Source organism: Micromonospora sp. IBHARD004, assembly GCF_052814115.1.
This window is the reverse complement of the sequence record NZ_CP199934.1, coordinates 77,937-92,953: the sequence shown is the minus strand read 5'-3', so window position 1 is coordinate 92,953 and position 15,017 is coordinate 77,937. Positions and strand designations below refer to the sequence as shown.

General features: G+C 72.1%; 14 protein-coding genes and 1 tRNA gene. 5 read left to right on the top strand and 10 right to left on the bottom strand.

Annotated elements, in window-relative coordinates:
- Positions 1–4: 4 nt before the first annotated feature.
- Positions 5–655, top strand: coding sequence for an aminodeoxychorismate/anthranilate synthase component II (locus tag ACTWO6_RS00445; protein ID WP_446217655.1), 651 nt, complete (start codon positions 5–7; stop codon positions 653–655).
- A 147-nt stretch (positions 656–802) separates the two neighbouring features.
- Here the strand turns inward: ACTWO6_RS00445 and pknB are convergent, their stop codons facing one another.
- From pknB to ACTWO6_RS00410, 7 genes are read right to left on the bottom strand one after another with little or no spacing between them, the layout of a single operon-like run.
- Positions 803–2,608 carry a Stk1 family PASTA domain-containing Ser/Thr kinase gene (pknB, locus tag ACTWO6_RS00440; RefSeq protein ID WP_446217654.1) on the bottom strand — a complete coding sequence of 602 codons (1,806 nt, stop codon included), beginning with the start codon at positions 2,606–2,608 and terminating at the stop codon, positions 803–805.
- Positions 2,605–3,954 carry a protein kinase domain-containing protein gene (locus tag ACTWO6_RS00435; RefSeq protein WP_446217653.1) on the bottom strand — a complete coding sequence of 450 codons (1,350 nt, stop codon included), beginning with the start codon at positions 3,952–3,954 and terminating at the stop codon, positions 2,605–2,607. Before ACTWO6_RS00435 ends, pknB begins: the two co-directional genes overlap by 4 nt.
- A 1-nt stretch (position 3,955) precedes the next feature.
- On the bottom strand, positions 3,956–5,470 hold the full coding sequence (locus ACTWO6_RS00430; protein ID WP_446217652.1) for a peptidoglycan D,D-transpeptidase FtsI family protein: 1,515 nt from the start codon (positions 5,468–5,470) through the stop codon (positions 3,956–3,958).
- On the bottom strand, positions 5,467–6,954 hold the full coding sequence (locus ACTWO6_RS00425) for an FtsW/RodA/SpoVE family cell cycle protein (protein ID WP_446217651.1): 1,488 nt from the start codon (positions 6,952–6,954) through the stop codon (positions 5,467–5,469). Before ACTWO6_RS00425 ends, ACTWO6_RS00430 begins: the two co-directional genes overlap by 4 nt.
- A gap of 28 nt (positions 6,955–6,982) precedes the next feature.
- The gene (locus ACTWO6_RS00420) at positions 6,983–8,398 is read right to left on the bottom strand and encodes a PP2C family protein-serine/threonine phosphatase (RefSeq protein ID WP_446217650.1); all 1,416 of its coding nucleotides are present in this window, start codon (positions 8,396–8,398) and stop codon (positions 6,983–6,985) included.
- Complete coding sequence (locus tag ACTWO6_RS00415; protein ID WP_074315675.1) at positions 8,395–8,880, bottom strand: FHA domain-containing protein FhaB/FipA; 486 nt, start codon at positions 8,878–8,880, stop codon at positions 8,395–8,397. The genes ACTWO6_RS00420 and ACTWO6_RS00415 overlap by 4 nt, the downstream gene beginning before the upstream one ends.
- A 6-nt stretch (positions 8,881–8,886) precedes the next feature.
- Positions 8,887–9,678: an FhaA domain-containing protein gene (locus tag ACTWO6_RS00410; RefSeq protein WP_446220863.1), complete on the bottom strand. Its 792-nt coding sequence runs from the start codon at positions 9,676–9,678 to the stop codon at positions 8,887–8,889.
- A gap of 210 nt (positions 9,679–9,888) precedes the next feature.
- Here ACTWO6_RS00410 and ACTWO6_RS00405 point away from each other — a divergent pair.
- From ACTWO6_RS00405 to ACTWO6_RS00390, 4 genes are all read left to right on the top strand, one after another.
- Positions 9,889–9,974: transfer RNA gene (locus ACTWO6_RS00405), tRNA-Leu, on the top strand.
- Positions 9,975–10,081: 107 nt separating this feature from the next.
- On the top strand, positions 10,082–11,155 hold the full coding sequence (locus ACTWO6_RS00400; RefSeq protein WP_446217649.1) for an NAD-dependent epimerase/dehydratase family protein: 1,074 nt from the start codon (positions 10,082–10,084) through the stop codon (positions 11,153–11,155).
- A complete protein-coding gene (locus ACTWO6_RS00395) occupies positions 11,152–11,958 on the top strand; it encodes a WecB/TagA/CpsF family glycosyltransferase (protein ID WP_446220862.1) in 807 nt (268 codons plus the stop codon). The genes ACTWO6_RS00400 and ACTWO6_RS00395 overlap by 4 nt, the downstream gene beginning before the upstream one ends.
- Positions 11,959–12,191: 233 nt before the next feature.
- Positions 12,192–12,791, top strand: a complete 600-nt coding sequence (locus ACTWO6_RS00390) for a hypothetical protein (protein ID WP_446217648.1) — start codon at positions 12,192–12,194, stop codon at positions 12,789–12,791.
- Here the strand turns inward: ACTWO6_RS00390 and ACTWO6_RS00385 are convergent.
- The 3 genes from ACTWO6_RS00385 to ACTWO6_RS00375 form a co-directional block, all read right to left on the bottom strand.
- Positions 12,759–13,160, bottom strand: a complete 402-nt coding sequence (locus ACTWO6_RS00385) for a hypothetical protein (RefSeq protein WP_446217647.1) — start codon at positions 13,158–13,160, stop codon at positions 12,759–12,761. The two genes, ACTWO6_RS00390 and ACTWO6_RS00385, sit on opposite strands and share 33 nt — an antisense overlap.
- Before the next feature lie 171 nt (positions 13,161–13,331).
- Positions 13,332–13,553 carry a DUF397 domain-containing protein gene (locus ACTWO6_RS00380; RefSeq protein ID WP_446217646.1) on the bottom strand — a complete coding sequence of 74 codons (222 nt, stop codon included), beginning with the start codon at positions 13,551–13,553 and terminating at the stop codon, positions 13,332–13,334.
- Positions 13,523–14,404, bottom strand: coding sequence for a helix-turn-helix domain-containing protein (locus ACTWO6_RS00375; RefSeq protein ID WP_446217645.1), 882 nt, complete (start codon positions 14,402–14,404; stop codon positions 13,523–13,525). The genes ACTWO6_RS00380 and ACTWO6_RS00375 overlap by 31 nt, the downstream gene beginning before the upstream one ends.
- Positions 14,405–15,017: the final 613 nt, after the last annotated feature.

The following is a 15,017-nucleotide window of genomic DNA, read 5'->3' as shown; positions in this document are numbered from 1 at the left end:
GCCGATGCGCGTCCTGGTGATCGACAACTACGACTCGTTCGTCTTCAACCTCGTGCAGTACCTGGGCCAGCTCGGCGTCGACTGCGAGGTCCGGCGCAACGACGAGATCGACGTCGCCGAGGTCGGTCGGGTGGGCGCGGACGGCGTCCTGCTCTCCCCGGGGCCGGGCAGTCCCGATCGCGCCGGCATCTGCCTGGACGTCATCCGGGAGTACGCCGGCAAGCTGCCCCTCTTCGGCGTCTGCCTCGGTCACCAGGCCATCGGCGAGGCGTTCGGCGCAACCGTCACCCGGGCGCCCGAGCTGCTGCACGGCAAGACCTCCGAGGTACGCCACCAGGGGGTCGGGGTGCTCGCCGGGCTGCCGGACCCGTTCACCGCGACCCGGTACCACTCGCTGGCCGTGCTGCCGGAGACGCTGCCGGACGAGCTGGAGGTCACCGGCCTGACGGAGTCCGGCGTGGTGATGGCGATGCGGCACCGGACGCTGCCGATCGAGGGAGTCCAGTTCCACCCCGAGTCGGTGCTGACCGAGGGCGGGCACCTCATGCTGGCGAACTGGCTGGCGGTCTGCGGCTACCCCGAGGCGCTGGAACGGGCCCCGGAGTTGGCCGCCGAGGTCGATGCCCGCCGCCGGGCCGCCTTCGCCACCGCCTGAGCGGCCCGCTCAAACTGGCGATGCCCGCCACCACCCGTGGCGGCCGGCGGGCATTCGCTTGATCCACTCCACTTTCCGCCACGTTGCGGTATCCCGGTCGGTCAGATACCGCAACGTGCGGGACAAGGAGCGGATCAGGGGCGGCCCTTACTGAGTGGCCGCTCCGGGCGGCCGGGTGGTCGGCACCGGGAACCCACCGCCGCCACCCGGCGTGGTCGGTGAGCCGCTGGGAGTCGGGGGGGTCGGCGTGGGGCTCTCGGTCGGCGGGGGCGCGGCGAAGTCCACGTAGATCGTCACCCGCTTACCCTTGGCCAGGGGGGACTTGGCGTCGGGGGTCTGCCTGCTGACCTTCCCGACCTGATCCGGCTCTGTCACCTCGTCGCCGTCCAGGACCCGCACGTCGTAGCCGGCGGCCTTCAAGGTCCTCACGGCCAGCTCTCGGGTGAACCCGTTAACATCGGGCACCTCGTTGATATTGCCCAGGGACACCTCAACGATGACCTCGGAGTTCTCCGGCACCTTCGTGCCCGAGTCCGGCGTCACCCTGGTGACCTGCCCCTCGGGCGCACCGTTGTCCACGGGCTTCTTGGTGACCTTGAGCTTCAGATCCACGAGCTGCTGCCTGACGCTTTCGAAGGTGCCGCCGACCAGGCCGCGCGGGATGGTCACCTGCTGCGGGCCGGCGCACAGCTGGTAGGTCACCTCACGGTTCTTTTCCAGCGGGCTGCCGGAAGTGGGGGTCTGGTTGACCACCGTGCCCTTCGTGCAGTGGCCGGCAACCGGATCACCGAGCAGCGGGGTGAGCCCGGCCTCCTGGATCTTGGCCCGGGCGGCGGCCTCCGTCTGGCCCTTCAGGTCCGGGACGGCGACCTTGTCGTTGCCGCCCTGGTTCAGCAGGAGGGCGGCGACCAGGGCGATCACGGCGAGCACGCCGAGCGCCGCGAAGGTGGCGATCACCCAGGAGGAGCTCTTGCGCTTGCCCGAGTCGCCGACCCGGGCCGGGACCTGCCGGGTCTGCGGCCTCATCACCTGGGTCTGGTAGCCCGCCGCGGCCGGGGCCATCGGGGCGGTCTCGTCCTCGCGCAGCACCGGGGTGGCCATCACCGGCCGGCCGGCGGCCGCCCGCAGCAGGTCGGCGCGCATCTCGCCGGCGCTCTGGTAGCGGTTGAGCGGGTTCTTCGACAGCGCCTTGAGCACGATCGCGTCGACCGCCGGGTTGACGTCCGGGTTGATGTCGCTCGGGGTGGGCGGTGCCTCCCGGACGTGCTGGTACGCGACGCTGACCGGGCTGTCCCCGACGAACGGCGGGTGCCCGCAGAGCAGTTCGAAGAGGACGCAGCCGGCGGCGTACACGTCGGAGCGGGCGTCGACCGCCTCGCCGCGCGCCTGCTCGGGGGAAAGGTACTGCGCGGTGCCGATGACCGCGCTGGTCTGGGTCATCGTGGTGGCGCCGCTGGCCAGCGCGCGGGCGATACCGAAGTCCATCACCTTGACCTGGCCGGTCTGGGTGAGCATCACGTTGCCGGGCTTGATGTCCCGGTGGATGATGCCGTGCCGGTGGCTGAACTCCAGCGCCGCGCACATGTCGGCGCAGATCTCCAGCGCCCGGCGCGGCTGGAGCCGCCCCTCGACGCCGAGGACCTCCTTGAGGGTCCGCCCGTTGACGAACTCCATCACGATGAACGGCAGCGTCTCGCCGGTCGGCGCGGTCTCCTCGCCGGTGTCGTACACGGCGACGATCGCCGGGTGGTTGAGCGAGGCGGCGTTCTGGGCCTCCCGGCGGAACCGCATCTGGAAGGTGGCGTCCCGGGCGAGGTCGGTCCGGAGCATCTTGATCGCGACATCCCGACCGAGCCGGAGATCGCGACCGCGGTGCACCTCCGCCATGCCGCCGTAGCCGAGCAGCTCGCCGACCTGGTACCTGCCACCGAGCAGGCGGGCCTGCGCTGTCATCGCGTCTCTCGTCCTTCGCTCGTCGTCGTCTCGCCGCCACCGGGCTGGAGCCGTACCCCACGACGGTACGACGTCCGGACCGGATCGTCGGCTCCGTGGGCCCGCACCGCGCCGGAGGTCACGCTCACCGGAGCGAGCGCGCCGGTGTCACCGGACGCCGCGCCCTTCCGGAGGTTGTAGGAAATCACGCCGGAGCACAGCAGGACCAGCGCGGCCACCAGGATGGCGGTCCACCACAGGCCGGCCCGGGACCGGCGGGGCGCCGGCAGCGGCGGAGCCGGGGCGACCGGCGGCCGGGCGTACGCCAGGGGATTGTGCTGGCGGGGCGGCGGAACCGGCGCCGCCCCACGCGGGGCGACCGGCGCCGCCGCCGTCGGCCGGGCCGCGACCGGCGGGCGCGGCGCGACCGCGGACGGACGCGGCTGCTGCCGGGACGCGGTGGGGACCTGGGCGCGGGCCGACGGCCCGGCCGGCGACGCCGGTACGCCGGAGATCGGACCCGGCTGGCCACCGCTCCGCGCCTGCTGCGACAGCGCCAGCTTGGCCTGGCGGGCGACCCCGGCCAGCGCGGCGGCGCTGGGCCAGCGGGCCGCCGGGTCCTTCGCCAGGGCCCGCTCCACGATCGCCTTGACCTGCGGCGGGATGTCGTTGGGCAGCGGTCGGGGCGTCTCGCGGACGTGCCTCATGGCGATCTCGAGCGGGTTGTCCCCCTCGAAGGGACGCCGACCGGCGAGGCACTGGTACGCGACCACGCCGAGCGCGTACACGTCGGAGGCGGGGGTGGCGACCGCGCCGGTGGCCTGCTCGGGCGAGATGTAGGAGGCCGTGCCGAGCACCGAGCCGGCGGCGGTGAGCTGGCCGACCAGGTCGGAGCGGGCGATGCCGAAGTCGGTGAGCACCAGCGTGCCGTTCGGGCGGACCAGCAGGTTGCCGGGCTTCACGTCGCGGTGCACGATGCCCTTCTCGTGCGCGGCGTGCAGCGCGTCGGCGGCCTGGGCCAGCAGGGCCATCGTCCGGGCCGGGGTGAGCCGGCCGACCCGGCTCAGCGTGGCGGAGAGGGCGTCGCCCTCGACGTACTCCATCACCAGGAAGGCGATGTGCTGGTCGCTGCCGAAGTCGTAGACGTCCACCACGCCGGGGTGGTTGATGGTGGCCATGGTGCGGGCCTCGCCGCGGAACCGCTCGGCGAAGCCCGGGTCGTCGAGCAGCGCCGGGAGCAGGCTCTTCACCGCGACCGTACGGCCCAGCACCTGGTCGGTGCCGCGCCAGACGTCGCCCATGCCACCGCTGGCGATCCGCTCGTCGAGGCGGTAGCGGTTGCCGAGCTGGACGCCGGGGCTGAGCATGTCAGCGGCTCCTGGAGTCGGCGATGGCCGCCTGCATGATCTTGCCGGCGATCCGGGCCGCCTCGGCGCTGCCGCCGCTGCCGGCCTGCTCCAGCTCCACGCAGACCGCCGAGACCGGGGTGCCGTTGTTGTCGAGGGCGAAGCCGATGAACCAACCGTGGTCGGGGGTGTTCGGCCCGGACTGGGCGGTGCCGGTCTTGCCGCCGACCGTGTAGCCGGAGAAATCCGCCTTCTGGCCGGTGCCGCTCTTGACCACGCTGACCATCATGTCCCTCAGGTCGCTGGCGACCTGGCCGCTCACCGGCCGCCGCAGCTCCCGCGGCTTGGCGGTGTAGTAGCTGGTGGTGCGGTCCGGGGCGAGCAGCTGCTTGACCAGGTACGGCCGCATCTGGCTGCCGCCGTTGGCGACCGAGGCGGCGATCAGCGCGCCCTGCAGCGGGGTCATCCGCACGTCCCGCTGCCCGATGGAGGACTGGGCCAGGGCGGCCGGGTCGGTGGCGCCGCCCGGCGCCTCCATGTCCCCGGTCCGGCTGGCCGCCACGCCGAGGCCGCCCTCGCCGAGCTGCCCGACGGTGAGGTCCTCCTGCTCGAAGCCGAACTGGCGGGCCTTATCCTTCAGCTTGTCGGCGCCGAGCTTCACGCCGAGCTGGGCGAAGCCGGTGTTGCAGGACTCGGTGACCGCCTCCTTCAGCGTCACGGTGGTGCCGGGCGGCCCGGGGCAGATCGAGGGCGCGGCGTTGCGGATCGGCTGGCCCGAGGTCGGCGGGGTGTAGCTCGTCCCGGCGGGGATCTCGGTGCTCTGGCCGATCCCGCTCTCCAGCGCCGCCGCGGCCACCACGATCTTGAAGGTGGAGCCAGGCGGCAGCGTCTCCGACAGCGCCCGGTTGGCCAGCGGCCGGTCCGGGTCCTTCTCCAGCTCGTTGTACGCCGCCGCCGCCTCGTTGGAGTCGTGGCTGGCCAGCGGGTTCGGGTCGAAGCTGGGCATGGAGACCAGCGCCTGCACCGCCCCGGTCCGCGGGTCGATGGCGATGGCCGCGCCCCGCTTCGCCCCGACCTGGTTGTCCTGGAGCTGCTTGAACGCCGTCTCCTGGGCCCGCTTGGAGAGGGTGAGCAGCACGTTGCCGCCACCGGTCTCGTCCCCGGTGAACATGTCCTTCACCCGGTTGGCGATCAGCTGGTCGCTGGTGCCGGCGAGGAAGTCGTTCTCGGTGCGCTCGATGCCGGTCTCCGCCAGGTTGACCGGCTTGTAGCCGAGGACGTGCGCGTACGTCTCCTCGCCCGGGTAGGTGCGCAGGAACTTCAGCTTGCCGCCGGTCTCCTTGCTGAGCGCGAACGCGGTGCCGCCGACCTCGATGTTGCCGCGCTTGCGCTCGTACTCGGCCACCTGGACCCGGCCGTTGTAGTCGCTGTTGCGGTACTCGTCGGCCTTGTAGGCCTGGATCCAGTTGAGGTTCGCGAAGAGCAGGCCGAAGAGGATCATGACGACCACGCCGACGCGACGCAGGGGTGCGTTCACGGCCGGATCACCTCCGTCTGAGCCCCGTGCAGCTGCTCCGGCGGACCGCCGGACGGCCGCGCCGCCGGGCCACCCCCGGTCATCGGCCGGCGGGCCCCGTCGGAGACCCGGAGCAGCACCGCGATGAGCAGCCAGTTCGCCATCAGCGACGAGCCGCCGGCGGAGAGGAACGGGGTGGTCTGGCCGGTCAGCGGAATGAGCTTGCTGATCCCGCCGACGATCACGAAGACCTGGAGGCCCAGGGTGAAGGCGAGGCCGCCGGCGAGCAGCTTGCCGAACGAGTCCCGCACCGCCAGCGCCGCCCGCAGGCCCCGCTCGACGACCAGCAGGTAGACCACGAGCAGCGCGGAGAGGCCGAAGAGCCCGATCTCCTCGCCGATGCCGGCGAAGATGAAGTCGGTCTGCACCTCGGGCAGCAGGGTCGGCTGGCCGCCGCCCGGGCCGGCGCCGAAGAGGCCGCCGGTGCCGAGGGTGAGCAGGCCTTGGACGAGCTGGTAGCCCCGGTCGTACGGCTCGGCGAACGGGTCCAGCCAGATCTGCGCCCGGTCGTAGAAGTTGAGGAACGGACCGCCCACCGTGCTGCCCAGGAGGTACGCCAGGTAGGCGCCGCCGAAGAAGAGGATCAGACCGATGAGCAGCCAGCTCACCCGTTCGGTGGCGATGTAGAGCGTCACCACGAACATGCCGAAGTAGAGCAGCGAGGTGCCCAGGTCCTTCTCGAAGACCAGGACCAGCAGGCTGATGATCCAGACCACGAGGACCGGGCCGAGGTCCCGCCCGCGCGGGAAGTCGATGCCGAGCACCCGCCGGCTGGCCAGCGACAGCACCTCGCGCTTGCGGACCAGGTAGTAGGCGAAGAAGGCGAGCAGGGCGAGCTTGGCGAACTCACCCGGCTGGATCGAGAAGCCGCCGATCCGGATCCACAGCTTGGCGTTGTTGATCTCGGAGAACCGGGACGGGAGCACGGCCGGGATCATCACCAGCACGATGCCGGCCAGCCCCAGGGTGTACGCGTACCGGGAGAGCGAGCGGTGGTCCCGCATGATGGCCAGCAGCCCGGCGGCGAGAATCACCGCGCCCAGCGTCCAGGCGAGCTGCCGGCCACCCGTACCGGCGAAGATCGCCAGCGTCTCCCGGTCCGCCGGGGCCGCCTTGGCCAGGTCGTACCGGCGCAGGAAGCCCACGCCGATGCCGTTGAGCAGGGCGACCGCCGGCAGCAGCGCCGGGTCGGCGAACGGCGCCAGCCAGCGGATCACCAGGTGCAGGCCGAGGAAGACCAGCCCCAGCGCGGCGGCCGGCATCCAGAAGTCCGAAGTGACCGTGTCCAGCACGTTCGCCTCGACCGTCGCCGCGTACGCCGCCACCAGGACCATGGCGAGCAGGAGCAGCGACAGCTCGGCGTTGCGCCGGGACCGGGCCAGGCGTACGCCGGGCTGCTCGCCCGTCGAGGCGGGCGAGGCTGCCGGTACGGCCGCTGCGGTCACGGATGGGTCCTCGGTGTCGAGCCGACGCTCACTCCGGCGACCGGCAGCCCGCCGGGTCGACCGGCGGGACGGTGTCGGAGGGGACGGCGTCGGGCGTGGTGGTCGGCGCGGGGGTGGCGGTGACCGGCGGCCGACCGCTGGCGCTGACGGCCGGGGCCACCGCGGAGGCGGTGACGGCCGGCGTCGGGCTGACCGCGGCGGCCGTCGGGCTCGGCGGGCAGATCGGCTTGAGGTTCGGGTTCGCCGGGTCGTCGCTGGTCAGCTCGGCCAGCCGGCGCTGCGCGTCCGGCTCGCTCTTGGCCTGGATGCCCTGCTTGACCTGCTCCTGCGCGGCCAGCGTGAGGTCGTCCAGCTTGGCTCCGCTGGTGGAGTGCACGCTGGACAGGTCGAGGCCGGCGATCTGGCCCGGCACGCCGCGGAAAACGGCGAGCTGACCCTGCTCGGTGGTGCCGACGTAGTACTGCCGCTGGGTGTAGCTCCACCCGGCGAAGAGGCCGCCGCCGAGGATGACCAGCAACGCCAGCAGCATCGCCGCGCTGCGCAGCGGCCGGTGCCCGCTGCGCTCCGACTCGTCGTCCCGGTTGTCCGCCGGCTCCTCGGGGGCCGGCGGCCGCGGGGCCGACAGGGCCGAGGCGCGGGCCGCCGGGGTGGTGACGTCGGCCGAGGTGGCCATGCCGCGGTCCCGGGCGGCGGCGCCGCCGACGATCGGGGAGGCCTCGACGATGTCCTGGTCGGTGGCGTCGGCGATGATCACCGTGATGTTGTCCGGGCCGCCGCCGCGCAGCGCGAGCTGCACCAGGCGCTCGACGCACTGCTGCGGGTCGGTGTACTCCCGCAGGGTGTCGCCGATGGTGTCCGCGCTGACCACACCGGAGAGCCCGTCGCTGCAGATCAGGTAGCGGTCGCCCGGCAGGACCTGGCGGACGCTGTACTCCGGGTCGATGTCGCGGCCGTCCAGCGCGCGGGTGAGCAGCGAGCGCTGGGGGTGACTGCTCGCCTCCTCCGCGCTGATCCGACCCTCGTCGACGAGCATCTGGACGTACGTGTCGTCCTTGGTGATCTGCGCGAACTCGCCGTTGCGCAGCAGGTAGGCCCGCGAGTCACCGATGTGGACCATGCCGAGCTTGCTGCCCGAGAAGAGGGTCGCGGTGAGCGTCGTGCCCATCCCCTCCAGCTGCGGGTTGGCGTCCACGGTGTCGCGGAGTTGTTGGTTGGCGGTGCCCACGGCCGAACGCAACGCGTCGACGAGGGCGTCCCCTGGGACGTCCTCGTCGAGGGGCGCCATGGCACCGATGACGATGTTGCTGGCGACGTCACCGGCGGCCATACCGCCCATGCCGTCGGCGACGGCGAGAAGCCGCGGCCCGGCGTAGACGGAATCCTGGTTACCGTCTCGGATCAGACCGCGGTCGCTGTGGGCCGCATAGCGCAGGGTCAGAGTCATGGCCGTAATTCGAGAGAAGTGCGGCCGATCCGGATCGGCACGCCGAGGGGGACGGGGGTTGGTCCGGTGACCTTAGCGCGATCCAGATAGGTGCCGTTAGTCGAGCCGAGGTCCTCGACGAACCACTGCCCGTCGCGCGGCACGAGCCGGGCGTGCCGCGCTGACGCGTAGTCATCGGTGATCACCAGGGTGGAGTCCTCGGCGCGCCCGATGGTGATCTGGGCTTCACCGAGGGTGATCCGGGTGCCGGCCAGCTGGCCGGCGGTGACCACGAGCTGATGCGCGGCCCTGCCCCGCTTCACCTTCGCCGGCTTCGCCGCCTGACCGGTCGAGGCGCCGACCGCGCGCGGCGCGGCCACCAACCGCCCCGACCGGGCCCCGGCGAAGAGGTCCCGGCGGATGACGCCGACCACCGTGAACACGAAGATCCACAGCAGGATGAGGAACCCGAACCGGGCGACGGTGATGACGAGTTCCGGCAAGGCGGGTCAGCCGTCCACGCGGAAGGTCAGGGTGGTCGTGCCGAGCTGGATCATGTCGCCGGGGTTGAGGGCGACGGCGGAGACGCGCTGGCCGTTGACCATCGTGCCGTTGGTGGAGCCGAGGTCGGTCAGCACGACCTGGCCGCCGTCGAAATCCAGCCGGGCGTGTCGCCGGGAGATGCCGACGTCGGGCAGGCGCAGGTTGGCCTGGTCGCCGCGGCCGATCACCGTCGAACCCATCTGGAGCGGGTAGGTGCGACCGTCGCCGGAGACCAGCCGCACGTTGCGACCGCCGCCGTGGCCGGGCGGGGGGCCGTAGCCGCCGCCCTGGTCGTACGCCGGGTACGCCGGCGGGCCGGCGTCGTAGCCGCCGGGCGCGGAGACCGGGGCGACGTCGCCGCCGGTGTAGACCTCGGCGGTGACCCGGAACATGCCGGTGTCCAGCCCCTCGCCGCGCTCGATCTCGACGATCACGTCGCCGTAGACCGTCCAGGCCTGCTCGCCGATGAACTCCGCCTGCGACTGGGCCAGCTCCTGGGCCAGCGCGGCGGCGTACGGCGCCAGCCTGCTGTGGTCGTAGGGCGAGAGATCGATCACGTAGCGGTTGGGCACCAACGTGCGCCCACCGGCCAGGATCGCCTTGTGCGCCTCGGCCTCCCGCTGCATGGCGTTGAGGATCTCCACGGGGTGGACAACCCCCTTGAAGACCTTGGCGAAGGCTCCCTCTACCAGGCCTTCCAGACGCTTCTCGAAGCGTTGCAGCACGCTCACCGGCTCCTCCTCGGGTCCCGAGGCAATGATGGTATCTGGACACCGCCCTCGCAGCTCACATGCCGCTCGGCCGGCCGCCGGCGGTCCGTTCGAACGGACCCCTCGGATCGTGCTACAGTTTCGTCCGCCACGAACGGTGATCGCTCGTGGCGATGACCGGTGACAGCGTAATATGTCCGGGCACCCGCCGCAGGATGCGGGCCCCGCGATGGGATACGGTGTTGCAGGTCAAGCCACGGGGAAGTGGCGGAATGGCAGACGCGCACGGTTCAGGTCCGTGTGTCCGAAAGGACGTGGGGGTTCAACTCCCCCCTTCCCCACCATCACGAGGGCTCCGCAGGCCGCGGGGCCCTCGCGCCGTATCGGGGCGTGCCGGACGTCACGCTATGCTCCGATGGTTTCCCTGCCTCCTACTGACCAGGAGTGGCGTGTGACTGTCGCGTTGGTGACCGGCTCGGGCGGTCTGATCGGCTCCGAGGCGGTCCGGCACTTCGCCGGCCTCGGTCTCGAGGTGGTCGGCATCGACAACGACATGCGGCAGGAGTTCTTCGGCGCCGAGGCGTCGACCGCCTGGAACGTCCGCCGGCTGACCGACGAGCTGGGCTCGGCGTACTCGCACCACAGCATCGACATCCGGGACCGGGACGCGCTGGCGAAGCTCTTCGCCCGCTACGGCCGGGACATCGCCGTGGTGATCCACACCGCCGCGCAGCCGTCGCACGACTGGGCCGTCCGGGACCCGTTCACCGACTTCGACGTGAACGCCGGCGGCACCCTCAACGTGCTGCAGAACGTCCGCGAGCACTGCATCGAGGCGCCGGTGATCCACTGCTCGACCAACAAGGTCTACGGCGACCGGCCGAACAGCCTGCCGCTGGTGGAGCTGGAGACCCGCTGGGAGATCGAGCCGGGGCACCCGTACGAGCAGGGCATCCGCGAGGACATGTCGATCGACGCCTGCCTGCACTCGGTCTTCGGCGCCTCCAAGGTCGCGGCCGACGTGATGGTCCAGGAGTACGGCCGCTACTTCGGCATGAAGACCGCCTGCTTCCGGGGCGGCACGCTGACCGGCCCGGCGCACTCGGCCACCGAGCTGCACGGCTTCCTCGGGTACGTGATGCGCGCGAACATGGAGCGCCGGACGTACAAGATCTTCGGCTACCAGGGCAAGCAGGTCCGGGACGCCATCCACAGCTCGGACGTGGTCTCCGCGTTCGAGGCGTTCTTCCGCAACCCGCGCTCCGCGGCGGTCTACAACCTGGGCGGCGGCCGGCACTCCAACATCTCGATGCGCGAGGTCTTCGCCCTGGCCGAGGAGATCACCGGCCACGAGATGATCAGCGAGTACGTCGAGGCGAACCGGATCGGCGACCACAAGTGGTGGATCGGCTCGACCGAGGCGTTCCAGGCCGACTACCCGGAGTGGAAGCAGGTCTACGACGTGCCGATGATCGCGCGCGAGATCTACGAGGCCAACGTGGACAAGTGGGTACCGCAGGCATGACCACCGGCACCAAGCGGAACGTGCTCGGCGTGCTCGTCGACGCGACCGACTACGCCGCGGCCACCGAGGCGGTCGTCACCGCGGCGCGGGAGCGCCGGCGGATGGCGCTGACCGCCCTGGCCGTGCACGGGGTGATGACCGGGGTGCTCGACCCGGCGCACAACGCCCGGCTCAACTCGTTCGACGTGGTCACGCCGGACGGCCAGCCGGTCCGCTGGGCGCTCAACCTGCTGCACGGGGCGGGCCTCACCGACCGGGTGTACGGGCCGGAGCTCACCCTCCGGGTGCTCGCCCGCTGCGCCGACGAGGGGCTGCCGGTCTACCTGTACGGCTCCACCGAGGAGACCCTGGCGCGGCTGATCCCGGCGCTGGAGGAGAAGTTCCCGGCGCTGAAGATCGCCGGCGTCGAGCCGTCGAAGTTCCGCCAGGTGCAGCCCGGCGAGGATGTCGAGATCGCCGACCGGATCAGGGCCAGCGGCGCCCGGCTCGTCCTGGTCGGGCTCGGCTGCCCCCGGCAGGAGGTCTTCGCGTACGCCATGCGGCCGCTGCTGGACATGCCGCTGATGGCGGTCGGCGCGGCCTTCGACTACCACGCCGGCCTGCTGCGCAACCCGCCGCCGTGGATGCAGCGCGCCGGACTGGAGTGGTTCTGGCGGCTCGGCCTGGAGCCGAAGCGGCTCTGGCGGCGGTACGTCATCCTCAACCCGGCCTACCTGGCCCGCCTGGCGGCGCAGAAGACCGGCCTGTGGAAGGCCACCCCGCCGCCCCCGGCCACCGAGCGCCCCGCCACCTTCGCCGTCTGACGCCGGCACGACGCGCGGCGGTCACCCGTGCTGGGTGACCGCCGGACGCCGGTGGGAAGGTTGGCTCGGTACCGCTTGCGCGGTCTGGACATGAGGCTAGGCCGGAACGGCACCGCCGGGAACATGCCGAATCCGCAATAGCACTGGTGGGATGCCCCCTACGGGACGACGTACGGGACGGACCGGGGACGGCCCCGGATTCGGTGAACGTCGAACTGGGCAAGGCTGGCGACATGGATGACCATCTCGCCGTGCTGCTCCCGGTCGCCGCCGTCTGGGTGGTCGCCGCCGTCGTCGCGGACGGACTCCCCCGGCTGGACCGCGCCCGCGCCCTCCGGCGGCGTACCGGATGGTTGTCCGCCCTGATCCTCACCGGCCTGGCGCTGACCGCCGCAGTGCTGCTCACCGGCCTGCAGAGCGCGGGCGGCACGCCGGTCGACCGAGCCGCCGGCAGCCTTGCCCTCGCGGCGGTCCCGGCGCTGGTGGTCGCGGTCTGCACGCTCCGGCGGGTCCGGCGGCTGCGGGCCGGCGCCGGGGCGTTCGCCCGGGCGCCGGAGACCCCGGCACCGCACGGCCTGCGGGCCGCCGCGGCGCACCCGCTGATCGGGCTGCCGTTGCAGGTCACCGCGCTGGCGGCCGTCCCGGCCGTGGTCTCGGCCGCGGGCCTCGACCTCTTCAGGGGAAGCGGCGCGACCGGGGCCGCGGTCACCGTCGGCACCCTGGGGATCGCCGCGATCGGGGTACGCCACGCGCTGCGGCACAACCGGCTCGCCGAGCGGGCGATGCCGGCGGCCGTCAGCTCACCGCGAGCGGCCGGTCCCCTGCACGTATAGCAGTTCGAGGATCGCCCGGGTCGCGTCGAACCAGCGGTCCAGCCAGCCGGGCGGCGGGACGCTGCCCCTCGGCGGCAGCTCCATCAGCAGGCCGCGCAGCAGCGGATGGTCCACCAGGGACTCGGTGGGCTCCAGCGGCCAGCCAGCCGGCGGGAACGACGGCTCGGTGAGCGGGTTCGGGTCCAACGACGGCAGGGACAGCGGCGGACCGGCCTGCTCCGGCGGGGCGGCGTCCCGGCCGCCCACCTCGCTGTCGGCGGAGACCACCTCGGTGAGCACGGTGTCCCGGCGGGCGCCGCGGTATTTGCCGCCGAACCGCTCCGGCTTGCCCGGGCCGTTGGTGAGGTTATCCGAACCGATCGTCGTCATCCGTCTCGCCTGCCTCGCTCGGTTGCCGATCTGTGCGGTTCAACGAGGCGGAGCGGAAGTGGCGACGGGTGACCCGCGCCGGCCGTGCGTGGGCGGGCCCGAATGGACGGAATGGTCCCGCCCGGCCACTCTGCCGGGCGGGACCACGCTTTCCAAGTCCGGGTCGCCGGGTCAGACCCGGGCGAACACACCGTCCCTGGCACCGGCGACGAAGGCGTGCCAGTCACCCGGGGCGAAGACCAGGGCCGGGCCCGTTCTGTCCTTCGAGTCCCGGACGCCGACCGCCCCGGTCACGTACGCGACCTCCACGCAGTTGTCACAGTTCGGTCCGCTCTTGGAGCTCTTGAACCAGGTCGCCTGCGTCAGGTCCACGGGGAACTCCTTGGTCGCCATTTCCACAGTGGCTCCTCTGCCAGTTTCGCGATGTGTGCGATGGATTCCTCCGGGCGGATGGCCGCCGCTCGAATGTGATCGAAGATGAAGCTGTACTTCTGCAGTTCGTCGCTCTTCTCCAGGAAGAGCCCACCCGTGGCGTTCTCCGCGTACACGACATCGGGATCACTCGGTTCGGGGAAGCTGAGGATCGTGAAGGTCCCGTCCATGCCGGCGTGCGCGCCCACCTCGAAGGGCAGGACCTGCAACGTCACGTTCGGCAGTTCGGCCACCTCCACCAGCCGCTTGAGCTGGCCACGCATCACCGCGTCGCCGCCCACCGGCCGGCTCAGCACCGCCTCATCGAGCACCACCCACAGATCGACCGGATCGTCCTGCGTCAACAACGACTGACGGCCCAGACGGACACGCACCCGCTGGTGGACCTGGTCGGGGCTGAAGTCGGGCCGGGCGGCCCGGATCATCGCCCCCGCGTACTCCTCGGTCTCCAGCAGGCCCGGCACCACCTGCTGCTCGTACGCCCGGATCGAGCTGGCCGCGGCCTCCAGCCCCACGTACGCCCCGACCAGCACCGTGCTGTACGGATGCCACCAGCCCTTCTGCCGGGCCTCCCGGGCGATCTGCACCAGCTCGTCGCTCTCGGCGCCCACCACCCCGTAGATCCGGAGCATGTCCCGGACGTCGCGCGGGGTGGCCGTGGTGTGGCCGGTCTCGATGCGGGAGATCTTGGAGGCCGAGCACTCGAGCTGCTCGGCGACCGTCTCGATGGTGATGCCGGCGGCCTCCCGCTGGCGGCGGAGTTCCGCCCCCAGGCGACGACGCCGGATGGTGGGGCTGCGCCGCTCGCTCACGACGCCGCCCCGCGGGTCGTGGTGCGGGAACCCCGGCCCCTCGCGTCCACCCGGCCACCTCCGGTCGATCGCGCCCGGTTCGACCCCCGCCTGGGACGCGACCGTGGTACGGCGGGCGATCGTTCGCGGCAGGGGTGGTGCGGTCGTCGACCGGCCGCGACGGGCGAAACCGGCGTCCAGTGTGCCGTCCCGGTACCGAGGTCATCAAGCATGCCGTTCACGTGTCCCGCTCCCGTATCGGCAAAAGTCGACGTGCAACTTGCATATGGCACGTCGCTGGTGCACTCTGTCGGTATGGCACGGGTTACTCACCGTCTCCACTTGATCTCCCGACGTGGTGATCCCACCGGCCGCTGGCCGGCGGAGGGTGAGCCGGCCCGGGCTGCGGTAACGAGACCTGCCCCGGGTTGAAGACCCCGCCGCTGCACGCCCGATGGCTGCGGCGGTGGGAGCGGTAACCGGGAGCAGCCGGGTGATGGTCGGGTGGCGGCGCGCCACCGCGGGTACGGCCCGACCAGCACCGAAACGTGATCAGCCGGTCCACGAGGCACGGCCCCGTCGCCGGGCCCCGAACTGTCCCCCGATCAGCGCCCGCCGGCTCGCCCGCCGGCCG